At 69.9% G+C, this 25,597-nt stretch carries 22 protein-coding genes; 4 read left to right on the top strand and 18 right to left on the bottom strand.

Translation table 11 applies throughout. The features are described from left to right. Positions 1-11: 11 nt before the first annotated feature. The 14 genes from E9232_RS02300 to E9232_RS02235 all read right to left on the bottom strand — a co-directional run bounded on the left by E9232_RS02300 (position 12) and on the right by E9232_RS02235 (position 16,709). Positions 12-752, bottom strand: coding sequence for an SDR family NAD(P)-dependent oxidoreductase (locus tag E9232_RS02300; protein ID WP_309791888.1), 741 nt, complete (start codon positions 750-752; stop codon positions 12-14). Next, positions 749-2,194 (bottom strand): MATE family efflux transporter, encoded by a 1,446-nt coding sequence (locus tag E9232_RS02295; RefSeq protein WP_309791887.1) that lies wholly within the window; start codon positions 2,192-2,194, stop codon positions 749-751. The genes E9232_RS02300 and E9232_RS02295 overlap by 4 nt, the downstream gene beginning before the upstream one ends. Then, on the bottom strand, positions 2,184-3,761 hold the full coding sequence (locus E9232_RS02290) for a DHA2 family efflux MFS transporter permease subunit (protein WP_309791886.1): 1,578 nt from the start codon (positions 3,759-3,761) through the stop codon (positions 2,184-2,186). Before E9232_RS02290 ends, E9232_RS02295 begins: the two co-directional genes overlap by 11 nt. Further along, the gene (locus E9232_RS02285) at positions 3,758-4,873 is read right to left on the bottom strand and encodes an HlyD family secretion protein (protein WP_309791885.1); all 1,116 of its coding nucleotides are present in this window, start codon (positions 4,871-4,873) and stop codon (positions 3,758-3,760) included. Before E9232_RS02285 ends, E9232_RS02290 begins: the two co-directional genes overlap by 4 nt. Next, a complete protein-coding gene (locus tag E9232_RS02280) occupies positions 4,870-5,352 on the bottom strand; it encodes a winged helix-turn-helix transcriptional regulator (RefSeq protein WP_309791884.1) in 483 nt (160 codons plus the stop codon). The genes E9232_RS02285 and E9232_RS02280 overlap by 4 nt, the downstream gene beginning before the upstream one ends. A gap of 324 nt (positions 5,353-5,676) precedes the next feature. Beyond that, a complete protein-coding gene (locus tag E9232_RS02275) occupies positions 5,677-6,519 on the bottom strand; it encodes a c-type cytochrome (protein ID WP_309791883.1) in 843 nt (280 codons plus the stop codon). Between the two features lie 318 nt (positions 6,520-6,837). Beyond that, positions 6,838-8,691 carry a GH39 family glycosyl hydrolase gene (locus E9232_RS02270; protein ID WP_309791881.1) on the bottom strand — a complete coding sequence of 618 codons (1,854 nt, stop codon included), beginning with the start codon at positions 8,689-8,691 and terminating at the stop codon, positions 6,838-6,840. A 184-nt stretch (positions 8,692-8,875) separates the two neighbouring features. After that, positions 8,876-9,640: an SDR family oxidoreductase gene (locus E9232_RS02265; protein ID WP_309791880.1), complete on the bottom strand. Its 765-nt coding sequence runs from the start codon at positions 9,638-9,640 to the stop codon at positions 8,876-8,878. Continuing rightward, on the bottom strand, positions 9,637-10,497 hold the full coding sequence (locus E9232_RS02260) for a 5-deoxy-glucuronate isomerase (protein WP_309791879.1): 861 nt from the start codon (positions 10,495-10,497) through the stop codon (positions 9,637-9,639). Before E9232_RS02260 ends, E9232_RS02265 begins: the two co-directional genes overlap by 4 nt. Further along, positions 10,490-11,545, bottom strand: coding sequence for an ABC transporter ATP-binding protein (locus tag E9232_RS02255; protein WP_309791877.1), 1,056 nt, complete (start codon positions 11,543-11,545; stop codon positions 10,490-10,492). The genes E9232_RS02260 and E9232_RS02255 overlap by 8 nt, the downstream gene beginning before the upstream one ends. Next, a complete protein-coding gene (locus tag E9232_RS02250) occupies positions 11,538-12,596 on the bottom strand; it encodes an ABC transporter ATP-binding protein (protein WP_309791876.1) in 1,059 nt (352 codons plus the stop codon). The genes E9232_RS02255 and E9232_RS02250 overlap by 8 nt, the downstream gene beginning before the upstream one ends. 10 nt (positions 12,597-12,606) lie before the next feature. After that, the gene (locus E9232_RS02245; RefSeq protein ID WP_309791875.1) at positions 12,607-13,734 is read right to left on the bottom strand and encodes an ABC transporter permease; all 1,128 of its coding nucleotides are present in this window, start codon (positions 13,732-13,734) and stop codon (positions 12,607-12,609) included. Between the two features lie 10 nt (positions 13,735-13,744). Next, positions 13,745-14,731, bottom strand: a complete 987-nt coding sequence (locus E9232_RS02240; protein WP_309791874.1) for an ABC transporter permease — start codon at positions 14,729-14,731, stop codon at positions 13,745-13,747. A gap of 61 nt (positions 14,732-14,792) precedes the next feature. After that, positions 14,793-16,709 carry an ABC transporter substrate-binding protein gene (locus tag E9232_RS02235; protein WP_309791873.1) on the bottom strand — a complete coding sequence of 639 codons (1,917 nt, stop codon included), beginning with the start codon at positions 16,707-16,709 and terminating at the stop codon, positions 14,793-14,795. 165 nt (positions 16,710-16,874) lie between these two features. Between E9232_RS02235 and E9232_RS02230 the strand changes: the two genes are divergently transcribed. Next, positions 16,875-17,888 (top strand): LacI family DNA-binding transcriptional regulator, encoded by a 1,014-nt coding sequence (locus E9232_RS02230; protein ID WP_309791872.1) that lies wholly within the window; start codon positions 16,875-16,877, stop codon positions 17,886-17,888. A gap of 121 nt (positions 17,889-18,009) precedes the next feature. Further along, positions 18,010-19,332: an LLM class flavin-dependent oxidoreductase gene (locus E9232_RS02225; RefSeq protein ID WP_309791871.1), complete on the top strand. Its 1,323-nt coding sequence runs from the start codon at positions 18,010-18,012 to the stop codon at positions 19,330-19,332. Positions 19,333-19,499: 167 nt separating this feature from the next. On the opposite strand, the gene E9232_RS02220 is transcribed toward E9232_RS02225, so the two are convergent. Both E9232_RS02220 and E9232_RS02215 read right to left on the bottom strand, forming a co-directional pair. Further along, entirely contained in the window at positions 19,500-20,918 is a 1,419-nt protein-coding gene (locus tag E9232_RS02220; protein ID WP_309791870.1) for a HAMP domain-containing sensor histidine kinase, read from the bottom strand. Continuing rightward, positions 20,915-21,634 (bottom strand): response regulator, encoded by a 720-nt coding sequence (locus tag E9232_RS02215; RefSeq protein ID WP_309791869.1) that lies wholly within the window; start codon positions 21,632-21,634, stop codon positions 20,915-20,917. Before E9232_RS02215 ends, E9232_RS02220 begins: the two co-directional genes overlap by 4 nt. Positions 21,635-21,831: 197 nt before the next feature. Here E9232_RS02215 and E9232_RS02210 point away from each other — a divergent pair, with 197 nt between their 5' ends. Both E9232_RS02210 and E9232_RS02205 read left to right on the top strand, forming a co-directional pair. Further along, positions 21,832-22,494 carry an adenylate/guanylate cyclase domain-containing protein gene (locus E9232_RS02210; protein WP_309791867.1) on the top strand — a complete coding sequence of 221 codons (663 nt, stop codon included), beginning with the start codon at positions 21,832-21,834 and terminating at the stop codon, positions 22,492-22,494. 111 nt (positions 22,495-22,605) lie between these two features. Then, entirely contained in the window at positions 22,606-22,920 is a 315-nt protein-coding gene (locus tag E9232_RS02205; RefSeq protein WP_309791866.1) for a hypothetical protein, read from the top strand. Positions 22,921-22,933: 13 nt separating this feature from the next. Here the strand turns inward: E9232_RS02205 and E9232_RS02200 are convergent, their stop codons facing one another. Together E9232_RS02200 and E9232_RS02195 are read right to left on the bottom strand one after the other, a co-directional pair. Next, entirely contained in the window at positions 22,934-24,367 is a 1,434-nt protein-coding gene (locus E9232_RS02200; protein ID WP_309791865.1) for an FAD-binding oxidoreductase, read from the bottom strand. 335 nt (positions 24,368-24,702) lie between these two features. Beyond that, entirely contained in the window at positions 24,703-25,407 is a 705-nt protein-coding gene (locus tag E9232_RS02195) for a FadR/GntR family transcriptional regulator (RefSeq protein ID WP_309791864.1), read from the bottom strand. Between the last annotated feature and the right edge of the window lie 190 nt (positions 25,408-25,597).

Raw genomic sequence — 25,597 nt, 5'->3', positions numbered from 1 at the left:
ATCCAGATGCGTCAGAACCCTTCGCGGTACGGCCGCAGATCGACCTCCTGGGTCCAGGCTGAGCGGGGCTGGCGGTGGATCTGCCAATAGGTCTCGGCGATGGCGTCGAGGCCCAGCAGCCCGTCCTCGCCGCGCTCCTCCACCACCCCGGGCCGCGCCCGGCGCAGGCGGTCGCCGTCGATGCCGCCATCGATCACGACATGGGCGACATGGAGACCCAGCGACCCGTATTCCCGCGCCATGCTCTGGCCGAGCATGCGCAGGCCCGCCTTGGCCGCGGAGAAATGGGCATAGCCCGGCTTGCCGCGCAGGCTGGCCGAGCCGCCGGTGAACAGAACCGTGCCGCGGCCGAGCGGCACCATCCGCCGCGCCGCCTCGCGCCCGACCAGGAAGCCGGCGAAGCAGGCCACCCGCCAGAACTGCTCGAACTGGTCGGCCGAGATCTCGCGGAAGTCGATGCGCTGGTTGTTGCCGGCGTTGAACACCACCAAATCGGCCGGGTCGCGCCCCTCGCCCGGCGCCATGGCGCGGTCGAACAGGCGGACCACCAGATCCTCGCGGGTCAGCTCGACCAGCGCGACCTCGGCGCTGCCACCGGTCAGCCGGATCGCCTCGGCCACCCGCTCGATCCGTTCCGGCGACCGGCCGGCGACCAGCACGTGGTAGCCCTCGGCGGCGAAGCGGCGGCACAGCGCGGCGCCGAGGCCGAGTTCGGCCCCGACACCGGCGATGACGGCGGTCGGGCGGCTCATGGCTGGCCTCCCCGTCCGCGGAACCAGGCGCCGGAGCCGATCGCCGCCAGCAGCAGCACGCCATAGGCGACCAGGCCGAGCGACAGCGCCGCGAACAGCCCGTCCAGCGACCCGGTCAGGCGCAGCGCCAGCCAGCCGCCGACCAGCACGATGGCGATGCGCAGGCAGCCGCCCAGCAGCGGCCAGAACAGCCGGCCCGCGCCCTGCGAGGCGAAGTAGAGCGACAGGCCCATGCCGAAGAAGCCATAGGCCGGGCCGACGATGCGGAGATAGGCGCTGCCGGTCTCCAGCATCCGGGCGTCGGTGCTGAACAGCGACAGCCAGGCCTGCGGCCAGATCGCGGCGGCAAGTCCGATGGCCTCGGTCACCGCGAAGGCCATGGCCGCGCCGGTCAGGGCGATGCGCAGCGCCCGGTCGCGCTGGCCAGCGCCGATATTGGTGCCGACCAGCGCCAGCACCGGCGCGCCGAGGCCGAAGACCAGCGGGATCAGCAGGTACTCCAGCCGCGCCCCGGTGCCGAAGCCGGCGACGGCGTCGACCCCCGCGGTCGCCGCCACCAGCGAGGTGGCGAAGACGATGGCGATGTTGGTCTGCACCGAGGTGATGGCGCCGACCGTGCCGATCCCCAGGATGCCGCGGAACAGCGGCCAGCGCAGGCGCGACCGGCGCAGCCGCGCCAGGTTCCGCCCCGACAGGATGTACCAGCCCAGCACCGCGGTGCCGGCGAGGTAGTAGATCACCACTGCGACGCCGCCGCCGGCGATGCCCAGGGCGGGGAACGGCCCGATGCCGAAGATCAGCAGCGGCGACAGCGGCACCAGGAACACGACGCCGCCGCAGGTCACCAGGGCCGGCACCAGCATGTTGCCGGTGCCGCGGATCACGCTGGCCAGCCCGTTCATCAGCCACAGCAGGACGCAGCCGGCGAAGACGACGTTGGAGTAGAGCAGCGCGGCCTCGAGCTCGCCCCCGCCGCCGCCGAGCAGGCGATAGATCGGCCGGCCGAACACCAGCATCACCGTCGCGAACACCAGGCCGAGCACGATGTTGATCACCACCGCGTGCAGCACCAGCGCGTCGGCCTCGTCGCGGCGGCCGCCGCCGATCGCCCGGGCGATCAGCGAGGCGATGCCGCCGCCGATGGAGCCGGCCGACAGCATCTGCATCAGCATGACCGGGGGGAACACCAGGGCCATGCCGGCCAGGGCGTCGGTGCCGAGATGCGACACCCACCAGGTCTCGATCAGCCCGGTCGAGGCCTGGGCCAGCATCACCAGCACGTTCGGCCAGGCCAGCCGCAGGATGGTCGGCACGATCCGCCCCTGCAGCAGCATCAGCGTGCGGGCGCTGTGGACGACCGGGGGCGGGGGCCCAGCCGGCGCCGCGACCGCTGTCGCGGCGCCGCTGGCGGCGTCGACCGTCACGGAAGCATCAATGCGCATCGGCCGAGGGTCCTTTGGGGGGCGCAACCTTGCGCATCAGGGGCACGGTGACGGTGGCGATCGCCAGGCAGGCGAACAGCACCATGAAGGCGTCGGAATAGGTCAGGGTCTGGGCTTCGCGCATGGTCAGCGACCACAGCAGCTGCAGCGCCGCCTGGTGGCCGCGCTGGGCGTCGCCACCCAGCGCCGCGGTCTGGGCCACGGTGACCTGCTGCAGCAGTTGGGTCATCGCCGGGTTGGCCGGGGTCAGGTTTTCGGCCAGGCGCAGGAAGTGCAGGTTGGTGCGGTCGTTCAGGATGGTGGCGCAGCCGGCGATGCCGATGGCGCCGCCCAAATTGCGCATCAGGTTGAACAGGCCGGAGGCCAGCTTCAGCCGGTCCGGCGCCAGCCCGCCCAGGGTCAGCGTCACCGTCGGCGCCACCGCGAATTGCTGGGAGAAGCCGCGCAGAGCCTGGGGCAGCAGCAGCTCGCGCCAGCCCCAGTCATGGGTGATCGGGGTGAAGTTCCACATCGACACGGTGAAGCAGGCCAGGCCGAACATCAGCAGCCAGCGCAGGTCGATGCGGCGGGCGCACCAAGTGTAGACCGGGATCGCCATCACCTGGAACACGCCGGTCGAGAACACGGCCAGGCCGATCTCGAGCGCGCTGAAGCCGCGGACCCGGCCGAGGAACAAGGGCGTCAGGTAGATGGTCGAGAACAGGCCGATGCCGGTGACGAAGGAGAAGAAGCAGCCCAGCGCGAAGTTGCGGCTCTTCAATGCCCGCAGGTCGACCACCGGCCGTTCGAAGGTCAGGCTGCGCCAGATGAAGAGGATCCCGCTGATGCCTGCGATCCAGGCGGTGGCGCGGATGGTGTCGTCGCCGAACCAGTCCCAGCGCGGCCCCTCCTCCAGCGTGTATTCGAGGCAGCCGAGGAACAGCGCCATCAGCACCATGCCGGGATAGTCGGCGCCGCGCAGCAGCGACAGGTCGGGCTTGTCGATCCGCACCAGCAGCGGCACCGCCACGGTGATGAAGATGCCGGGCACCAGGTTGACGAAGAACAGCCAGTGCCAGGAGTAGTTGTCGGTGATCCAGCCGCCGATGGTCGGCCCCAGCGTGGGCGCCAGCGACGACAGCGCGCCGATGGTGGCGGCGGCCACCACCACCTTGGGGCCCTTGAAGAAGGCGAAGGCCGCGGTGAACACGGTCGGGATCATCGAGCCGCCGAGGAAGCCCTGCAGCGCCCGGAACGCGATCATGCTGTTGATGTCCCAGGCCCAGCCGCACATCAGGCTGGTGACGGTGAAGCCGGCGGCCGAGACGCTGAACAGCCAGCGCGTCGACATCACCCGCGACAGCCAGCCCGACAGCGGGATGACGATGATCTCGGCTATGAGGTAGCTGGTCTGGACCCAGGCGGTCTCGTCCGAACCGGCGGACAGGCCGCCGCCGATGTCGCGCAGCGAGGCCGAGACGATCTGGATGTCGAGCAGGGCGATGAAGAAGCCGATGCACATCACGCCGAAGGCGAAGATCTTACGGCCCGGCGACAGCTCGTCGATCGGCGTGGTGGCGGCGCTCATTGCCCGGCGCTTCCCGTGCGCTCGTCGACATCGGCCGTCACCGACAGGCCGGGGCGCAGGCGGCCGAGCACCGAGGCGTCGCCGTCCAAGAGGATGCGGACCGGCACGCGCTGGACGATCTTGGTGAAGTTGCCGGTGGCGTTCTCCGGCGGCAGCACGCTGAACTGGGCGCCCGTCGCCGGCGCCAGGCTGGCGACATGGCCGCGGAAGGTCTCGCCCGGCAGGACGTCCGCGACCACCGTCGCCGCCATGCCCGGGCGCATCGCCGCCAGCTGGTTCTCCTTGAAGTTGGCGTCGACCCACAGCCCGGTGGCCGGCACGATCGCCAGCAGCTGCGACCCGACCGTGGCATAGGCGCCGGTCTGGGTGCTGCGGTTGCCGATGGTGCCGTCGATCGGCGCCCGGATCTCGGTGTAGCCGAGGTTCAACTGCGCCGTGTCGCGGTCGGCGACGGCCGCAGCCAGCGCCGCCCGGGCCTGCTGCTTCTGGGTGTCGATGACGTCGAGCTGGCGCTGCGCCGCCTCGAGCGTCGCCTGCACCCGCAGGCCGTCGGCCACCGCCTGCTTGTAGTCGGCATCGGCCTTCTGGAAGGTCTGCACCGAAGCAAAGGACTTGGCCGACAGCAGCTGGTAGCGGGCCTGGTCGTCGCGGGTGCGGACGATCTCGGCATCGGAGGCCGCGATGCCGGCCTGGGCCTGGGCGATCACCGCCTGCTGCAGCCGGTAGGTGGCATCGAGATTGGCCAGGGTCGCGTTCTGCTGCGCCACCGCGGCATCGGCCTTGGCCAGGGCGGCGCGGTAGTCGCGGTCGTCCAGCTTGACCAGCAGGTCGCCGGCATGCACCGCCTGGTTGTCGGTGACCGCGAGCTGGGCGACGAAGCCCGCCACCTTGGGCGCGATCACCGTGACGTCGCCGCCGACATAGGCGTCGTCGGTGCTCTGGATGAAGCGGCCGACCGTCCACCAATCATAGCCATACCAGCCGCCGCCCAGCACGATCGCCACGGCCAGCGCCGACAGCGCCAGGCGCTTCTTCGTCAGCTTCGGGCGCGGCCTGGCCTGCACCTGGGCCGGCGGGGCGGTGATGTCGCGGTCGAGGACGATGGCGTTCATGACGCCGTCTCCACCCGGGGGGCGTCGACGCGGGCCAGCCGGCCCCGCGTCCGCTCATTGGCGGCGGGGCCGGCCGCGGGCTTGAAGTCGCGCGGGCCGATCGGCCGGCCGCTGATGCGGTCGACCAGGACCGGGTCGGCCACGGCGCCGGTCTCGCGGTCGACCAGCTGCACGCTGGTGCCTTCCGGGGCGAAATGCCGGTTGCCCCAGGCCACCAGCGACCACACCACCGGGCGGAAATCCCGGCCGATCGCGGTCAGCACATATTCGTCGCGCGGGGGCTTCTCACTGTAGCGGCGGCGTTCCAGCAGGCCCGATTCGACCAGCGCGTTCAGGCGCCGGGTCAGCATGCTGGGGGCGATGTCCAGGCTCTTCTGGAACTCGTCGAACCGGGTCATGCCGTAGAAGGCGTCCCGCAGGATCAGGATGCTCCACCACTCGCCGACCCGTTCCAGGCTGCGGGCGATGGGGCACTGCATGTTGCCAAAGCTCTTGTGCTGCATGGCGCTGCCGTGGCGTTATCGTTGAATGATGATCGTCATATAGACCAGTTACTATCATTATGCAAGTCACTTCCGCAGGCGGACGGAATCGAAACGGCCGGGGCTGGAGCCCCGGCCGTGCACCGGTCCGGTCGCTGGAAGGACGGCCTGCAGCCGCCGCCCTCCCTGTTGCGAGACTTTTCAGAACGGCCTTCCCCCTTCCGCTGTCATTCCCGCGAAAGCGGGAATCTCTCGCGGATCAATAGGCTGCGAGATCCCGCTTTCGCGGGGATGACGAGTCGGGGGTTTCTGAAAGGGTCTCTATTGCGCGATGGGCTTGAGGGTCCGGAGATAGGCGGTGATTGCGCCGATATCCTGGTCGCTCATCGTCGCCAGATAGGGCCAGGGCATCGGCGGCGCGAGATGCGAGCCGTCGGGCCGCACGCCCTTGGTCAGGGCGTCCGCGATCTGCCCGTCGGTCCACGCCCCGATGCCGAATTTCGGGTCGGGCGTGATGTTCGGGGTGATGATCCCCGCGTCGCCCACCGGCACGCCGCCGGCGCCCAGGAGGCTGGTGTCGATCCGGCCGTTCGCGTCGCGCGGGGTGTGGCACAGCATGCAATGCCCCATCTGCGCGAGGTAATGGCCATAGGCGACCTTGTCCGACGGATCGGGGTCGGGGATCGCCCCGACCGGGCCGCCATATCCCGGCAGCGTCGGCTGCCGGTACGACGAGGCCGGGACCTGGTTGCGCACCGGCGCGAGGGACTGGAGATAGGCGGCGATGGCATAGGCGTCGCGATCCGACATCCCGCGGTAGAACGCCACCGGCATCGGCGGCCGCAGCACCTTGCCGTCGGGGGTCACGCCCTCGCGGATGGCGGTGACGATCTGATCGGCCGTCCAGCTGCCGAGCCCGGTGTCGCGATCCGGCGTGAGGTTGGGCGGATAGGCCGTGAAGGCCGGCGAGGCTATGGCGTTGCCGCCGGAGAGCGGCGGCCCGGACACCGTGCCCTCGGGCTGCTGCGGCGAATGGCAGTTGCCGCAACTGGCGATGCCGTTGACGAGATAGCGCCCCCGCTCCACCGGGGTCTCCGCCGCGGAGGGCTGGATCAGGGCAGCGGCAGCGGCGAACAGCGCTGCGAAAACGACGGTCCTGGGCACGGTTTGTCCTCGGCTGAAGGTCGGGTCGTCAGCCGATTTCTTGGCGCCAAGCGCGTCTGTCCGAGCTTCGCGCCGGATGGGAAGGTGGTGATCCGCGAAACCGGCCCGACATTGCGAGGCGATCGGCCGTGGGCGGACGATATGGAGGGATTGTCACCGCACGATGACAATAAAGGCGCGAAGCGTTACGAATAAAATGTGGCCTTTATGCAATCGATAATGCCGATACTGTAGGTTGGGTTCGTTGTTGCGAACCCAACACCGGCCCCGGCGGCGCGATGTTGGGTTCGCGATGGCGAACCCAACCTACATCCGTGATCAGCCCCGCACCGCCGCCGAAGCCGGCCCTTCGCGGCCGGACAGGTCGCGGGCGCGGACCCGGTACCAGCCGCCGGGCGACGGCACCGCATGCAGGTACATGGTCGACAGCAGGCCGGCCGGGTTGACCACCTGGAACGGCCCGTCCTCGGCCTCGCCCCACAGCACGTCGAACAGCTGGACTTGGCCGCCCGCCGGCGCGTCCCAGAACAGCACCTGGTTGGTGCTGCCGTTCAGCCCGCGATAGGCCTGCCGCCGCAGGTTGGCTGGCGCCTCCGACGGCGGCTTCGCTTCCCGCGCCACCACCACCAGCGCCACCGAGGGCAGCAGCAGGGTCAGGTCCAGCGCCAGCCGGCCGTCGGCCCGGACCTCGACCCGGCGCACCGTCAGCGCCGGCTCCTGCGCCTGGCGCAGCGCCGCCAGCTGCTCGGCATTCGGCAGGTTCAGCGCCGCCAGCTGGTCCGCATTCGACTCGTTGGCGAGGGCCTGGGCTTCCCAGACCGAGAACGGGTCGCCCTTGTCCTGCGCGATCTCGAAGATGCCGACGCTATGCCGGCCGGGCTCGAGGCCGGCGATCTCCAGCGTCACGGCGCTGGCGCCGGAGCGCCAGATGCGGTCGACGCTGTTGTACAGCAGCACGGCGCCGCCCTCGGCCGAGGGCGTGGCGATGACGCCGAGGCCGGTGCGGTCGGGGTCCAGCGCGCCCGGCGCATCGACCCGGCTGTCGCCCAGCAGAGCCAGCAGCTCCATCACCGTCAGCCCCGGCTTCTTGACGTAATCGAAGGGTTCGGGGTTGGCGCGCCGGGCGGCCAGCGCCGCGAGGTCGGTGACCCAGTCGCGCTGGGCCGCGTCGAACTGCCGGGCGCCGAAATAGGCCAGGTGGGTGCGCTGGCCCCAGCGGCCGAGGAAGCCGTTGTCGTTGCTGAGGATGTCGTAGTCGACGCCCTCGGCCTCGACCAGCAGCCGCTGGTGCTGGTCGATCACCTTGGCGATCAGCCCGGCGAAATACGGCATGGCGTGCCAGGTGTGGTAGATCTCCCAGCCGATCTGCGGGTCGCATTCATTGTTGATGAAGGGCAGCCCGGCGAAGCGCGGATGGTGCTCGCGGACGTAATTCACCGCCTCCATCTCGTGTCGGCAGATGCCGACCGTGTCCGGCGTCAGGTCCTCGGCATGCTTGACCGCCCCCTTCTCGTGCACCGAGATGAAGTCGAGCCGCACCCCGGTCTCGCCGGTGAAGTAATTAGTGCCGGTGTCGCAATGGGCCAGGAAGCTGCGGAAGATCGGCGGCACCCGCCGCGCCACGCCAGGCCCGCCCAGGCGCAGCGCCGGATCGACCGCCTTCAGCCCTTCCGAGCAGGCGTCGTAATAGTTGTTGAACGCGACCTCGCCGCCGAGCTTCCACCAGATGTCCGGCTCGTTCCAGGTCTCGAAATACCAGGTCCGCACCTCCTCAGCGCCGTAGCGCTCGATGCAGCGCCGGGCCAGGGCCTCGACCAGGTCGCGCCAGTGGCGCACCTGCGCATCTTCGTTGAAGTCGGTGTACAGCTTGCCGGGGTTGCCCATCAGCTCGAAGAACGGCCGCAGCCGGTGTTCGACGATCGTGTCCAGCGCCTGGTCCAGCAGCGACCAGTCATAGGCGCCGAGCCGGTCGGCCTTCACCAGGTCGAGCATGTAGTGGACGCGGAGGTATTCGATGCCGCGGTTGGGCACGGCGCCGAGATGGGCCAGAGCCTGCCGCATCTCCGGCTCCAGCAGCAGCTCCGCCGGCGAGAAGCCGGTGCTGCGCCAGAAGCGCTTCCACGGGCGGGCGGGGCCGTTCAGGTCGACCCGGATCGGGGTGGCATCGGTCACAAGCGTCTCCTTGGTCTCCGCTCTCGGGAGCGGCTGAGTCACAGATCCATGGCCGCCGTCGCGTCGCCTCTCCCTACTTCGTCATTGCGAGGAGGCGAAGCCGACGAAGCAATCCATCGGCCCGTATGAGCTGCGCCATGGATTGCTTCGCTGCGCTCGCAATGACGACGGGGGGAATGCAGGGCTACACGGCGGCGAGCAGGCCGCCATCGACATAGATGATCTGGCCGTTGACGAAGTCGGAGGCGGCGGAGGCGAGGAACACCGCGGCGCCGCCCAGCTCGTCGGGATGGCCCCAGCGGGCCGCGGGGGTGCGGCGTTTGACGAAGGCGTCGAACTCCGGGTCGTCCATCAGGGCGCGGTTCAGCTCGGTGGCGAAATAGCCCGGACCGATGCCGTTGACCTGGATGTTGTGGCGGGCGAATTCGACCGCGAGGTTGCGGGTCAGCATCCTGAGCGCGCCCTTGGCCGAGGCATAGGGCGCGATGCTGGCGCGACCCAGCTCGCTCATCAGCGAGCAGATGTTGATGATCTTGCCGGCCTGGCGCTCGACCATGCCGGGCAGCACCGCCTTGGCGGCGACGACGCTGCCGATCAGGTGCACGTCCAGGATCATCCGCCAATCCTCGATCGCGAAGTCGAGGAACGGCTTGCGCAGCTGGACGCCGGCATTGTTGACCAGGATGTCGATCGCCCCGAAGGCCTGCGCCGCCGCAGCGATCGCGGCACCCGCGGCCTCGGCGTCGGTCAGGTCGAAGCGGGCGGAATGGACGTCGATGCCCTCGCCCTTCAGCTTGGCGACGGCCGCGGCCAGCCCGGCCTCGTCCCGGCCGTTCAGGATCACGGTGGCGCCGTGCCGGCCGAGCGCGGCGGCGACCGCCAGGCCGAGGCCGCGGGAGGAGCCGGTGACCAGCGCCCGCTTGCCGGTGAGGTCGAACAGAGGGGTCATCGGAACTTCTCCCGCATCGCCTGGATGCCGGGGATCCGGTCCATCAGATGGGCGTGCGCGGGATCGAAATACTGCACCAGGCCGCGCTCCGTCTTCCCCACCATCACCGTGAAGATGTAGGCGCGGTGGCCGGGCGAGGTCACGGTGGGGTGGTAGCCGCGGTCGACCGTGAAGGTGTCGCCGTCGCGGGTCAGGAAGGCCTGGGGCTCGCCGCTGTCCTCATAGATCAGCTGCGCCCCGAAGCCGGTCGGCGGGTCGTAGCGGAAATGGTACAGCTCGTCATGCGCGGTCTGCTGCACGCCGCCCGGGCCCGACACGTCGGTGTCGTGCCTGTGCGGGGGATAGCCGTTCCAGCAGCCATCGTCGGCGTAGAGCTCGCTGACCAGCAGCCGCCCGGTCCGCCCCTGCCCGTTCTGGCCGAGGATGTGGAAGATGCGGCGGTGGCTGTGGGTGCCCAGCGAGCCGACATCGACCATCGCCACCTCCTCCGGCGGGATGCGGAAGGCGGCGTGGCGCTCGGTGCTGACGCCGCCGCCGATCGCGACCTCGGCCGGGGCTGCGCCCGCCCCCGCCTTGGCGACGATGCGGATGGCGCTGCCGACCGGGGCGTAGACCGAATCCGCCGGGCCTGACCAGATGTCGGCGCGGCGGCCCACGGCGGCGAAGCTTTCGCCGTCGACCGTGATGTCGACGGTGCCGGACAGCACCGCGACAATGCTCTCATGCCGCGGCAGCGCGGTCTCGAACACCTCGCCGGGCGCCAGCCGCACCAGGTTGAAATGCACGCTGGCCATGCGCGGGTCGTGGTTCAGGATCGGCCGGTTGCCATTGTCGTGGCGGCGGATGATGTCAGGCATGTGCGACCTGTGGGTTCGGATCGGAGAGGACGCCGCGGAGATCGAGGTCGGCGGCGTAGTGGCAGGCGGCGACGTGGCCGCCGAACTCCTGCAGCGGCGGCGCGGTGGTGCGGCACAGCTCGGTGGCGAAGCGGCAGCGCGGATGGAAGGCGCAGCCCGAGGGCCGGTTGGCGGGGTCCGCCACCTCGCCCTTGAGATGGATGCGCTGGCGCTGCCGCTGGCGCCGCGGGTCGGGCACCGGCAGCGCCGACAGCAACGCCTCGGTGTAGGGGTGGCGCGGCCTGATGTAGAGCGCGTCGATCGGCGCGCTCTCGACGATCTGGCCGACATACATCACCACCACGCGGTCGCAGATGTACTGGATGACGCTGAGGTCGTGGCTGACGAACAGGTAGGTCAGCCCGAACTCCTCCTGCAGGTCCTTCAAGAGGTTCAGGGTCTGGGCCCGGACGCTGACGTCCAGCGCCGACACCGCCTCGTCCAGGATCACCAGCCGCGGCCTTGTGGCCAGCGCCCGGGCGATGCCGATGCGCTGGCGCTGGCCGCCGGAGAAGGCGTGCGGGTAGCGGCCGGCGGATTCGGGCTGGAGGCCGACCCGCTCGAGCAGGCCGGCGACGATGCCGGGAATCTCGCGCCCGGTCGCCAGGCCGTTGACCCGCAGCACCTCGCTGATGATGTCGACCACGGTCATGCGCGGGTCGAGCGAGGCCTGCGGGTCCTGGAACACGAAGCGCAGATCGGTGCAGTAGGGCCGCCGCTGCCGCTCGCTCAGGGCCGCCAGGTCGACCGCCCGGCCCTGCGGGTCGCGATAGGCGATGGTGCCGGCGCTGGGCTTGTGGGCGCCCAGGATGCAGCGGGTCACGGTCGACTTGCCGCAGCCGGATTCGCCGACCACGCCCAGGGTCTCGCCCTGGCGGATGTCGAAGGACACCCCGTCGACGGCGCGGACCGGCCGGGCCTTGCCGGACCCGAACAGCTTCGCCCGGGGCGCGAACACCATCTCGAGGTCGCGCACCTCGACCAGGTTGCCGGGGGCGAGGTCAACCATGCACGGCACTCCTGGAGGCGGCGCTCCTGGCCGGGGCGGGCTTGGCCTGTTCCAGCAGCACGCAGCTCGCGGTGCGGCCGGCCCCCAGCGCGATGTCCGGCGGCTCGCGCTGGTCGCAGACGCCCGGGATGGCGTGGTCGCAGCGCGGATGGAAGGGGCAGCCGGTGGGGCGGGCGAAGGCCGAGGGCACCATGCCGCGGATCGCCGCCAGCCGGTGCACCCGCTGCCGCGACAGGGTCGGCACCGATTTCAGCAGTGCCTGGGTGTAGGGGTGGCGCGGGTCGTGGAAGATGTCGTCGACCGGCCCGCGCTCGACCACCTTGCCGAGATACATCACCGCCACCTGGTCGGCGACATCGGCCACCACGCCGAGGTCATGGGTGATGAACAGGATCGACAGGCCGTGTTCCGCCTGCAGCTTCTTGAACAGGTCGAGGATGTTGGCCTGGGTGGTGACGTCGAGCGCCGTGGTCGGCTCGTCGGCAATGATCAGCCGGGGGCCGCAGGCCAGCGCCAGGGCGATGCAGACCCGCTGGCGCATGCCGCCGGAGAACTCGAAGGGGTAGCTGTCCAGCCGTTCCGCCGGGCGCGGGATGCCGACATCGTTCAGGCACTCCAGCGCCCGGGCCCGCGCCGCCTTGCGGTTCAGCCCGAGATGCTGGCGGATCACGATTTCGATCTGCTGGCCGATGGTGTGCACCGGCGACAGCGCCGCCATCGGCTCCTGCGACACCAGCGAGATCTCGGCCCCGCGGATGGCGCGGATCGCCGGCCCGCGCGGCGGCAGCGCGCCGATGTCGACCTGCTGCCCGGCGGCGTTGCGGTAGAGGACGCGGCCGCGGGTGATCTTCATCCGGTCGGGCAGCAGGTTCATCAGCGCCCGGCCGGTCAGGCTCTTGCCCGATCCGGATTCGCCGACGATGCACAGGGTCTTGCCGGCCGGCATCTCGAAGCTGATGCCGTCGACCGGGCGGATGATCCCGTCATCGGTGCCGATCTGCACCTGCAGGTCCTCGACCCGCAGCAGGATCCCGTCGTCCGGCGCCGCCACAGGGCGGGGATCAGTTGTAGGGGTCGGCGGCATCACGGATCCCATCACCCAGGAAGTTGAGGGCCAGCACGGCGATCACGACGGCGATGCCGGGGATGAACAGCCAGGGCGCGGTGGTGACGGCCAGCAGGTTCTGCGCGTCCTTCAGCAGCACGCCCCAGCTGATCACCGGCGGCTTGAGGCCGATGCCGAGGAAGCTGAGCGAGGTTTCGGCCAGGATCATGGCCGGGATCGCCAGCGTCACCGAGGCGATGATGTGGCTGGTGAAGGACGGCACCATGTGGCGCCAGATCACCCGCTGCTGCGAACAGCCGTCCAGCCGGGCGGCCAGCACGAAATCCTCGGTCCTGAGCGCCAGGAAGCGGCCGCGCACCACCCGCGCCAAATCGGTCCAGCCGATCAGCGACAGGATCACCGTGATCCAGAAATAGACCATCAGCGGCGCGATGTTGGTCGGGATCGCAGCGGCCAGCCCCATCCACAGCGGGATGGTCGGGATCGACTTGAGGAGGTCGATGGTCCGCTGCACCACCTCGTCGACCCAGCCGCCGCAATAGCCGGACAGGCCGCCCAGCAGGATGCCGAGGAACAGGCTGATGCCGACCCCGACCAGCCCGATCGACATCGAGATCCGGGCGCCGTGGATGGTCAGGGACAGCACGTCGCGGCCCAGCCGGTCGGCACCCCAGAGGTAGAAGGGCTGCTTCGGGTCGACCGGGCCGATCAGGTGCCGGTCCCACGGGATCAGGCCCAAGAGGTAATAGGGCTCGCCCTTCACGAACAGCCCGACCGGGATCACCGCCTTGGGGTCGCTGACATAGACACGCTGCACCGTCAGCGGGTCGACCGTGCTCTTGATGCCGTTGACATAGGCCAGCACGAAGTTGCCCTGGGCGTCGTGGCCGCCGAATTTCAACAGCTGCGGCGGCGCGTAGGTGTAGCGCGAATTGTAGGTCTCGGGCCCGGTCGGCGCGATGATCTCGGCGAAGGCCGCGACCAGGTAGATCGCGATCACCACCAGCCCGCTCCACCACGCCAGGCGGTGGCGGCGGAAGCGGCGGTAGATCAGCGCCCACTGGCCCTTCTCGGCGGTGGACCGGCGGCGCGGGACGGCGCCGGGTTCGGCGGCAATGGTCATGGCGTCCCCCTCAGCCGTGCCGCACGCGCGGGTCGAGCCACGCCAGCAGCAGGTCGGAGATGAAGCTGCCGAGCACGGTCAGCGCGCTGAGCATCAGGATGAAGGACCCGGCGAGGTACATGTCCTGGGTCAGCAGGGCGCCCAGCAGCAGCGGCCCTGCCGTCGGCAGGCTGAGCACGACCCCGACGATGACGGTGCCGGAGACCAGGTTGGGCAGGATCCAGCCGATGGTCGAGACGAAGGGGTTGAGCGCGACCCGGACGGGATAGCGCAGCAGCACCGTCATCTCCGGCAGCCCCGCCGCCCGGGCGGTGGTGACATAGGGCTTGTTCAACTCGTCCAGCAGGTTGGCCCGCATGATCCGGACCAGGGAGGCGGTGCCGTGCACCGCCAGCACCAGAACCGGCAGGTACAGGTGCAGCATCAGGTCGCCCAGCTTGCCCCAGCTCCACGGCGCGTTGATGTATTCGGCCGAGAAGAAGCCGCCGGTGTCGGCGCCGAGATAGCGCGACATCACGAACATCAGCACCAGCGCCAGCAGGAAGCTGGGGATCGCCAGGCCGAGGAAGCTGAGGAAGGTGACGATGTAGTCGAGCGCCGAGTAGCGCCGCACCGCGCTGTAGATGCCGACCGGCAGCGACAGCCCCCAGGTCACGATCAGGGTGATGAAGGACAAGAGTAGGGTCATGCCCAGCCGGTCCCACAGCAGCGAGGAGACCGGGCGGTTCCATTCGAAGGACTGGCCGAAATCGCCTGAGGTGACGATGTTCGAGATCCAGCGCCAGTACTGCACGTACCAGGGCTGGCCCAGCCCGTACTGGGCCCGCAGCGATTCCAGCATCGAGGCGTCGACCGACCCGCCCTGTTCGGAGTAACGGGCGATGTAGCTGGTCAGGAAGTCGCCCGGCGGCAGCTGGATGACGATGAAGACGATGACCGACACCGCGGCCAGTGTCACCGCCATGTAGACCAGTCGGCGCAGCAGGAAACGGAGCATCACAGCCTCGGATGTTCGCAGGCGGCCCGGGCTGTCCCGGGCCGCGCCCGCAAGACCTGTCTCACTCGTAGAAGTAGGTTTCCGGATTGGTCGGCCCCGGCGTCAGGTAGAACACGGTGTCCGGCATCTCGTCGGGCACGTTCTTCATGTTGGTCTTCACCACGCCGACATTGTCCGGCTGCATCACCGTGCCGATCACCCAGAACTGGTCGCGGGTGATGGCCAGGATCTTCTTCATCACGTCGAGCTGGCGGGCGGTGGTCGGCTGGGCCTTCAGCTCCTCATACAGCTCCTGCTGCTCGCGGGCGGGGCCGGTCGGCTCGATCGCGTTGGGGTCGTTCGGGTTCTGGAACCAGATGCCCCAGGCCGAGCCGAAGGCCGACTGGTTCTCGGCCGGGAAGTACCATTTCGGGTCGAGCAGCCCGAGGAAGTCGTAGCCGCCGCCGCCGAGCCAGACCAGGCCCTGCTGGTCGTTGGCCAGCTGGCGGGCGAAGATGAAGGACTGCTCGATCGCCTTCACCTGCATGTCGATGCCGACATCGCGCCAGTACTTGCGGATCAGCTCCAGCGCGTCGACATGGTATTTGCGCGAGGCCAGGGCATCGATGGCGAAGGAGATGCGCTTGCCGTCGGGGCCGAGGCGGAAGCCGTCCGAATCCTTCTTGTCGAAGCCGGCGGCGTCGAGCAGCTGGTTGGCCTTGGCCGGATCGTATTCGGTGTACTGGGTGGCCATGGTCTCGTCGTACAGCGCCATGTCCGGCCGCGGCGCCGCCTGGTAGGGCCGCGACAGCCCGGCATAGATCAGCTCGTTCAGCTCGTCGCGGTTGATCGCCAGCGATAGGGCGACGCGGAAGTCGCGGTTCTGGAACACCTTCTGCAGGTTCTCGTCCTTCACCGTCTGGTTCAGGCAGATCAGCATCGAGTTGGAATAGGCCGGCCGCGCCCGGAACAGGCGGTAGCCGCCCTGCTCGCGGTGCTGGGCCAGCACCGCCTGGGTCTCGATGCCGTCGAGGCCGAGCGACTGCATGTCGAGGTCGCCATTGATCGCCTTCAGCACCAGGCCCTGGGTGTCGCCGACCACGTCATAGGTGACGCGGTCGATATAGGGCAGCTGGTTGCCCTCGGGGTCGACCTCGAAGAAGTAGGGGTTGCGCTCGGCCACCACCTGGGTGGTGCCGCTGTAGGGCACCGTCAGCATCCAGGGGTCCAGCACCGGGCGCCCGAGGTCGCGCCAGCGGCTGGCGTTCTGTTGCTGCGTCTTGTTCTGGAACAGGGTCACCCAGTTCGGCACGCCGGCGGCCTTGACCAGGGCGTCGATGCCGTCCGGATTGTACTTCTTGTGGAACGTCTCGAGGTAATGGCGCGGCGAGGCCGCCAGGATGTCCGACCCCAGCTGCGCCGCCATGGTCGGCAGGAACATGCCGTTGGGCTTGCTGAAGGTGAAGCGCACGGTCTCGGCGTCGAGCTTCTCGACTGTCACCGGCTTGCCGCCGGTCTGCAGCCAGCGCGGCACCGCCGGGGTCAGCTCCTTGTTCATCAGCACGTCCTGGTACCAGAACAGGATGTCGTCGGCGGTGAACGGCGCCCCGTCCGACCACTTCATGCCGCGGCGCAGGTGGAAGGTGAAGGCGGTGCTGTCGTCGTTGGTGTCGACCGATTCGGCGACGTCGGGCACCACGGCGGTCCAGGCCGGGTTCCAGCGCACCAGCCTTGTGTAGCCGATGCCCCGCTCCAGCGCGCCGTCGGACCCACCGACCACGCCCTGCCGCCAGGTGCCGCCATATTTGCCCACCGCCTGCAGCGGCGTCACCACCAGCGGATGCTCCGGCAGCCGCTGCGCCACCGGCGGCAGCTTGCCGGCCGCGACCTGGGCCGCCAGCATCGGCGCCTCGCGGTAGTCGGCGGCCGAGGCCGCCGTGGCCAGCAGGAGCATCGAGGTCAAGGCCGCGCCCCACAGCGCGGATTTTCCGTCGCCCATCTGGAATCCTCCCATCTGCATCGGTTCTCGATCTTATGCCCGACTTGATACCGTTAACGTTAACGTACGTCAACAAGGCTTGCGACCAATAGAAATTCTACGTATTCAATTGCACAAATGAATTCCTAATCGGTTCATCCTGCCAGAGAACCCGTTAACGCTAACATGCAGCGCACACTCAAGCCCCCGCCCCCTCGCGGCGCCACCCTGTCGGATGTGGCGGCGGCGGCCGGCGTCTCGACCATGACGGCGTCGCGGGTGATGAACGGCCGCGGCGGGGCGAGCGAGGAGACCAAGGCGCGGGTGCTGGCGGCGGCGACCACGCTGAGCTACCGCCCCAACAGCTTCGCCCGCGGGCTGAAGGGCGACCGGTCCTTCACCGTCGGCATCGTGGTGCCTGATATCGGCAACCCGTTCTTCCCCGAGATCATCAAGGGCGCCGAGCTGGCGGCCCGCGCCCGCGGCTTCACCCTGCTGACCTGCAACGTGGTCGAGGACCCCGAGCGCGAGGCCGAGGTGCTGGCGACGCTGCTGGACCGCCGGGTCGACGGCGTCATCGTCTGCAGCGCCCGGCTGGAGGACAAGCGGCTGCAGGAGGCGATCGAGCCGCACCGCGCCGCGGTGCTGATCAACCGGCCGATGTCGCGGCGCATCGCCGGCACCATCGAGATCGACTTCCGCACCGGCCTGGCCGCCGCCACCCGCCTGCTGATCGACCGCGGCCGCCGCCGCTTCGCCTATATCGGCGGCCTGGCGACCTCGCACAGCGGCCGGATGCGCCGCGCCGGCATCATCGACGCGCTGACCGAGCACGGGCTGGAGCTGGCGCTGGAGGAGGCGACGACGCCCAACCTGGAGGGCGGCGTCGACGCGGCCCGCCGCCTGCTGGAGCGCGGGACGGGGATCGACACGGTGATCTGCTACAACGACCTGGTGGCGATCGGCGCGATGTCGGTGATCCACGAGCGGGGCTTCGTCATCCCGCGCGACATCGCCGTGCTGGGCTGCGACGACATCCTGCCCGCCCGGCTGGTCAACCCGCCTTTGTCGACCATGCATGTGGCCAAGCAGGACCTCGGCGACGCCGCCATGCGCATGCTGATCGACCGGATCGAGGGCCGCAACCTGCAGCAGTCGATCACCATCGAACCCGAGCTGATCGAGCGCGGGACGACCTGAGGCGCGGCGGATTGCCCCCTCCCCTCACCCCGGTTGCGCTGTCCGGCCCATCCCGTCCAGAATGCGGGGCGCCGCCGACGATAGAGACCCGCAACGCGCCCGCCTGGGCGAGAGGTGATCCTTGAGTCGTGACCGCCAGCTGCATCTCGGCGCCTTCATGCGCCCCGCCAGCATCCACACCGGCGCCTGGCGCTATCCCGGCGCCTACCCCGACGCCAACTTCAACTTCGCCCACCTGAAGCGCTTCGCCCAGACGCTGGAGCGCGGGCGGTTCGACGCCTTCTTCATGGCCGACCACCTGGCCGTGCTGAACATGCCGATCGAGGCGCTGAAGCGCAGCCACACCGTGACCTCGTTCGAGCCCTTCACCCTGCTGTCGGCCCTGGCCGGCGCCACCGAGCATATCGGCCTGGTGGCCACCGCCTCGACCACCTTCGACGCGCCCTACCACATCGCCCGGCGCTTCGCCTCGCTGGACCACATCAGCGGCGGCCGCGCCGGCTGGAACATCGTCACCACCTCGAACCCCGACGCAGCACTGAACTTCGGCCTCGACGAGCACATGGAGCATGGCGAGCGCTACGACCGCGCCCGCGAATTCTACGACGTCGTCACCGGGCTGTGGGACAGCTGGGCCGACGACGCCTTCATCCGCGACGTCGACAGCGGCCTCTACTTCGACCCCGCCAAGCTGCATGTGCTGAACCACAAGGGCCCGCATCTCTCGGTGCGCGGACCGCTGAACATCGCCCGCCCGCCCCAGGGCTGGCCGGTGATCGTGCAGGCCGGCGCCTCCGAGTCCGGGCGGCAGCTGGCGGCCGAGACGGCGGAGATGGTGTTCGCCGCCGGGTCGAATCTCGCCGCCGGCCAGCGCTTCTACGCCGATGTGAAGGGCCGGATGGAGGCCATCGGCCGCGACCGCGACCATCTGAAGATCCTGCCCGGCGCCTTCGTCGTGGTCGGCGACACGGTGGAGGAGGCCCGGGCCAAGCGGGCCAAACTGGACAGCCTGGTGCATTACGAGAGCGCCATCGCCTCGCTGTCGATCGCGCTCGGCGTCGACGCCTCCGGCTTCGACCCGGACGGCCTGCTGCCGCCGATCCCGGAAACCAATGCCAGCAAGAGCGGGCAGCAGCGGGTGCTGGAGCTGGCCGAGCGCGAGGGCCTGACCGTGCGCCAGCTGGCCCAGCGCCTGGGCGGCTATGCCGGCCTCGCCTTCGTCGGCACCCCCGCCACCATCGCCGATGAGATGGAGGAATGGCTGAGGACCGAGGGGTCGGACGGGTTCAATGTGATGTTCCCCTACCTGCCCGGCGGCCTCGACGACTTCGTCGACCGGGTGGTGCCGGAGCTGCAGCGCCGCGGCCTGTTTCGCAAGGAATACGAGGGCACCACCCTGCGCGAGAATCTCGGCCTGCCGCGGCCGGCCAACCGGTTCTTCTGAGGTCAGGAGTGCATAGGGCGGCGCTGCGACGCCGAGTTCTTTGCCTGTCATTGCCCGGCTTGACCGGGCAATCCAGGGGCCACCAAGAGCCGCTCTGGCCGCCCCTGGATGCCACGGTCAAGCCGTGGCATGACAGCAAAAGGGGGACGATGGAGCCGGTGCCGCCCCTACCCCAGCAAGGGCAGGCTGATCGTCGCGCGCAGGCCGTGCGGCAGGTTGCGCAGGATGATGTCGCCGCCATGGTGGCGGGCGATGGTGCGGGCGATCGACAGGCCGAGGCCGACGCCGCCGGTCTCGGCATTGCGCGAATCCTCGAGGCGGTAGAACGGCGCGAACACCTGTTCGCGCGCCGCATCGGGGATGCCCGGCCCGTCATCCTCGACCACGATGTCGATGCCTTCGGCGGTGCGGGCCAGGCTGACCCGCGCCCGCTCGCCGTAGCGCACCGCGTTCTCGACCAGGTTGCGCACCACCCGGCGCAGCGCATCCGCCCGGCAGCGATAACCGATCCGCGGCCCCTCGACGAAGGTGACGTCCTGGCCCAGCTCGGCCAGGTCGTCGCACAGGCTCTCGACCAGGGCGGAGAGGTCGACCGCCCGAGTGGTCTCGACCGTCGCCTCGGCCCGGGCGAAGGCCAGCGTCGCCTCGGTCATCTTCTGGACCTCGGCGATGGTCGCCAGCATCTTCTCCCGCTCCTCGGCATCGGCGACGAACTCGGCGCGCAGGCGCAGCGAGGTCAGCGGCGTGCGCAGATCGTGGCCGATGGCGGCGAGCATGCGGGTGCGGTCCTCGACGAAGCGCTGCAGCCGCTCCTGCATGCGGTTGAAGGCCTCGGCGGTGTTGCGGATGTCGTCCGGCCCGGCCTCGGGCAGCGGCGTCACCGCCTCGCCGCGGCCCAGCGCCTCGGCCGCCACGGCCAGGCGCCGCATCGGCTTGGTGATGCCGCGGGCGACGAAGACGCCGATCACCGACAGCACGATCGCGGTGATCGCCAGCGTCACCGCCGTCTGGCTGGTCCACATCGCCCCGCCCATCTGCTTGGCGTAGGCGATGTTGAGCCAGGAGCCGCCATCGAGCTGGGCGGACAGCCCCAGGCCGTTGGCATCGTCGAGATACAGCATCCGGGCCGGGCGCGGCAGCGGCCACACCCCCGCCGGCAGGTCCCACCAGGACGCGGTCGGGGCGGCGGACGCGGCCATCGGGCCGGGGTCGTGCAGCGGCTCCTCACGCGGCGCGGACGGCTTCTTGCCGGGGAAGGCCAGGCTGGGCAGCGGCGTCACCAGCTTGCTCCAGGCGGTCTGGCGCCACGCCGCCGCGTCGCCGGGGTCGTCGCCCGACACCCAGTACCGGGTGTAGGCGGTCGAGATGCCGCGCAGGATGTCGTCGCGCAGCTCCGGCGGCATCGTCTCCAAGAGCTGGGCCAGGGAAGCGGCGCGGCTCATGAAGTCGCTCTTGGCGGCGGCCTTCAGCGCCTGGCCGCGCTCGTCCCACGACACCAGGAAGCCGATGCCCTGCGACAGGGCCAGCGCCAGCAGCATGAAGCCGATGAACTGGGCCGCCAGGCTGCGGGTCCACAGCCGCATCATGCCTGCTCGACCTCCGCCGCGAAGCTGTACCCGCCGCCCCAATGGGTCTTGATCAGCGACGGGGTCCGGGGGTCGGCCTCGATCTTCTTGCGCAGCCGGCTGACCTGGTTGTCGATGCTGCGGTCGAAGCTGTCGGCGGCGCGGCCGACGGTCAGGTCCATCAGCTGGTCGCGGCTGAGCACCAGCCCGGCATGGTCGAGGAAGGCGTTCAGCAACCGGAACTCCGCGGTGCTCAGCGCCACCGCGACGCCGTCGCGGCCGACCAGCTCGCGCCGGCCGACGTCGAGCAGCCAGCGGTCGAAGCGCAGCGCCTTCGCCTGCATCCGGCCACGCTGCGGCGGCAGGCTGTTGACCCGGCGCAGCACCGCCTTGATCCGGGCCAGCAATTCGCGCGGGTTGAACGGCTTGGTCAGGTAGTCGTCGGCGCCGATCTCCAGCCCGATGATGCGGTCGGTGTCCTCCGCCATCGCGGTCAAGAGGATGATCGGCAGGTTGCTGGTGCCGCGCAGCTGCCGGCACACCGACAGCCCATCCTCGCCCGGCATCATGACGTCGAGCACGATCAGGTCCGGCGCGCTGCGCTCGAGCAGCCGGCGCAGGGCCGCGGCGCTCTCGGCAACGCTGATGCGGTAGCCGTGCTGGGAGAGGTACTTGCCGACGAGGTCGCGGATGTCGCGGTGGTCGTCGACGACGGCGATGTGAGGGACGGATTCCATGGGCGCGCTCCAACCAACCACAGAATACCGAAGCGAAAAGCGAAACCCTCGGGAAAAATTGTATCAGACTGTGCCGGATCGCCGGTTTGCGACACTCCGCGACCCGAAAGCCGGTGCGGCGACAGATCTCTGCGACAGGCACCGCGCAGGATGCCCCCATCGACGAGCGATCGGGATGGGCAAGCGATGACCGGGCCATGATGCCGCGAACCGAGGACGCCGGGCGCCCCGGACCTGCGCCGTGGGAGCACCCGCGGGAGCGGCCCCGCGCCGCTTTCGCCGCGGTGCTGTTCGCCGACATCGTCGGCTTCACCCGGCTGTGCGAGGCGATGGACCCCGCCGCCGCCTTCACCCTGCTGGACGGCTTCCACCGCCGCATGGCGGGCGCGATCGCGGCCCATGCCGCCGCCATGGACGACTATATCGGCGACGGGGTGATGGCGGCGTGGAGCGGCGCCGGCGCGGCCTCGGCCCGCGGCGCCCTGTGCTGCGGCTTCGCCATGCTGGAGGCGGTCGAGGGCTGGAACCGCGAGCGCATCCGGCGCGGCGCCCCGGCCCTGCGGGTCGGCATCGGCCTGCATGCCGGCGCGGTGATGATCGGCCGCACCGGCGGCGCGCCGCGCACCGGCGGTGAGCCCCGAGCCAAACTGGGCGTTTACGGCGACACGGTGAACGTCGCCAACCGGCTGGAGCGGATGACCCGCGCCTACCAGGCCCGGCTGATCGTCTCGGAGGATTTGTTCCAGGCGGTCGCCGCGGCCGCCCCGACCGAGGCCCGGCTGGCCCGCTTCCCCCTGGCGGTGCGGGCCCGCATCCCCGGCCGCAGCCAGCCGCTGTCGATCCGCGTCGCCGCCGCCTGACCCGGCCCGGCGCCCGGCGCGACATCTCGCGACAAACCGGCCCCCTGCCCGGCACAGTTCTGCGACAGCCGGACGCCATGCTGCAGGGGCATCAGCGAAAGGGACCATCCCATGCATGACGCACTGACACCCCCTTCGGACACCATCGAGCACAGCCACGCCGCCCCCGGCTGGCGCCCACCGGTCGAGCGCCTGGCGCTGGGCTGGGGCGAGGTGGCGACCAGCTGGCTCGGGGCCGGCGGGCTGCTGGCGATCCTGGCCGTCGCCGCCCTGATCAACCGCGCGCCGGGCGGCGATGTGGTCTATCTCTCCCTGGCCCAGGCCTCGGTCCCGCAGTTGATCGCGGACAAGGCCGGCACCACCGCCTGCTGGCCCGCAGCGACCCCAGCCGCGCCCTTCACGCCACGGCCGCAGGGGCAGGCGTGAGGCGGCACCGCCGTCACGACGCCGGCGCCGACTCCCGGAAATCGACGGCGCCGAGGCGGCCGGGCGCCAGCAGGTCCTGGATCGCGCCGGCGATCCCGCGCTGCCGCGGATCGATGAAGCGTTCGTAGAAGGCCTGGTTGGCCCGGCCGATGGCGTGCTCGGCGCTGAAGCTGCCGCCGAAGCGTTCGACCGCCTCGCCGAACACCAGGTCGCGCACCGGCGACGGGTCGAGCGCCAGGGCGGAGTCGCGCGGCACCACCAGGTTGAAGTGCACGCCGCCATCGCCGACATGGCCGAAATCGCAGACCCGGACCTCCGGATGCTCCCGGGCCAGGATCTCGGCCATGGCGCGGCGGAACGGCATCACCGCGGCCCGGGCGAAGCCGAGATCGAAGGCAATCACCCGGCCCTCGGCCGCGAGGCTCTCGGTCAGCACGTGCCGCAGCGCCCAGAAATCCGCGCCGCGCCCCGGCACGGCATCGGCCAGCGGCTCGCCCGGCAAGGTCCAGACCTCGGCCAGCACCTGCTCCATCAGGGCATCGATCGACGGCTCCTGCTGCCGCGCGGCCCAGGACCGCTCGATCTCGACCAGGATGCAGAAGGGCGGCGGCGGATGCGGCGCGAAGGGGTTGCGCAGGCGGTCGTGATGCTTGAGCGCCAGGGCGACCGCGGCGCCGGACATCCCCTCGAACGCCGCCAAATGGTCGCCGACCCGCTCCTCGAAGGCCACGAGCAGCTCCATCACCGCGGCATCGTCGCGCGGCACCAGGATGGCGGTGGCCGATTGCTGCGGCAGGCGGCGCAGCTCCAGCACCGCCCGCGTGACCAGGCCATAGGCGCCGCCGGTGCCGATGAACAGCTGCTTGAGGTCCAGCCCGGTGTTGTTCTTGCGCAGCGGCCGGGTGAGGTCGAGCACGGTGCCGGCCTCGTCCGGCAGCACGATCTCGAGCCCGAGCACGTGGCGGCGCATGTCGCCGTAACGCAGGAAGCGCGCCCCGCCGGTGTTGGTCGCGACCATGCCGCCGATCATCGGGTCGGCCCCGAGGTCGATCGGCAGGGTCAGGCCATGCGGCGCCAGGCGTTCGTTCAGGCTGGACAGGCGCGTGCCGGCGCCGACGGTGACGCTGCGGTTGGCGAGGTCGATCTCGAAGGGCGCGGCCAGCCGGTCGAGGCTGAGCACGCCCTGGCCGCCGCTGGCGTCGGGCGTCGACCCGGCGACCAGGCCGGTGTTGCCCGATTGCGGCACCAGGCCGATGCCGTGGCGGACGCAGTAGGCCATGACGGCGGAGGCCTCGGCCGTGGTGGCCGGCCGCACGACGAACGCCGCCCGGCCGCGATCGTAGCGAGCCCCGGTCTCGTAGGAGGACAGGTCGTCGGGCGCCGCGAGCAGGCCGCGCGCCCCGACCAGCGCGCGCAGGGCATCGAGATGGCTGGCCGTGTCGTTCACTTCCGCAGACTCTCCCGATACAGGCACGGGCCCGGTGCGGGCGGTGACCTGCCCCGCATGACGGATTCAGCCGGCCGTTTCACGGACCATTGGCCTTCAAATCTGCGTTGCCGCCGAGCAACATGTCAACTTATGCTTTTTTCAGAGCCGGACAGAGCTACTTTCCGATGGTGTTTCGCCTCAGTCCGGAATCAGAATCCATTTAAATATCAATCAATTATTTGAAAATCGCGACATTCGAGAACGAGCCGGAGGGAATGTGACAACCGGTGGTGCAGCCAGCATCACACGGGCCGACTTGTCATATGACCGGACATCCCGCAGCTCTCGACACCCTAGAGATGGATGCCGTCGAACACCCGCTCCTGCGCGTTGCGGATATGGGCCTGCATCGCCTCGCGCGCCTTGACCGCGTCGCCGTCGCGGATCGCCTCGTAGACCGCGGCATGCTCGCGCTGGACCATCGCCAGATGCTCGCCCGAATGCAGCATCGAGAAGCTGCGCGCAAGATCGATGACATAGTCGAGATGCGGCCGCACCGCGGCCAGCGCGGCCTGGAAGTACTGGTTCTGCGTGGCCCGCGCGACCGCGGCGTGGAAGTCGCTGTCCTGCTGCACGCCGATCTTGCCGGTCTGGATCGCCTGGTCGATGGCGTCCAGCTCCTTCTTGATCGCGGCGGTGAGCGCCTCGTTGCGGTTCAGCGCGGCGGCATAGGCGACCTCGCCCTCCAGCGCGATGCGGAATTCGTAGACGCGCCGGACATCCGAGATCGTCTGGATCTCCTGCGCGCCATTCGCCGGCCGGGCCGGCGGCGATGCCGGCGCTGCGGTGACGAAGCTGCCGGCGCCCTGGCGCGACTGGATCAGCCCGTCCTCGCGCAGGCGGCGCAGGGCATCGCGCACGATCGGCCGGGACACGCCGAAATTCTGGCTGAGCTCCTTCTCGGACGGCAGCTTGCCGTCGCCCGGGAACTGGCCGCGCTGGATGCGCCCCAGCATGTCGCCATAGAGGATGTCGCTCAGTCTTGGGCGTTGAGACACCGGAACCCTTTGCCGCCAGCGGGCCTGATTGTTTGCAGGCAAGATTACACGTTATGCCAGCAAGCTCAAAGCCCGGCAGTCCCGGAAAATGGTACAAACATGCGGCTTCCCGCCCTCTTCCCCGCCGCAGCCGGACTGCACCGCCTCGTCTACATGTTAGTTGACATGTAATTTTTAGCCAGATAGATGT

This window comes from Inquilinus ginsengisoli (assembly GCF_031453975.1).
Classification (GTDB): domain Bacteria; phylum Pseudomonadota; class Alphaproteobacteria; order DSM-16000; family Inquilinaceae; genus Inquilinus; species Inquilinus ginsengisoli_A.
The sequence above is the reverse complement of the archived record's forward strand: the minus strand, read 5'-3'. Positions and strand labels throughout refer to the sequence as shown.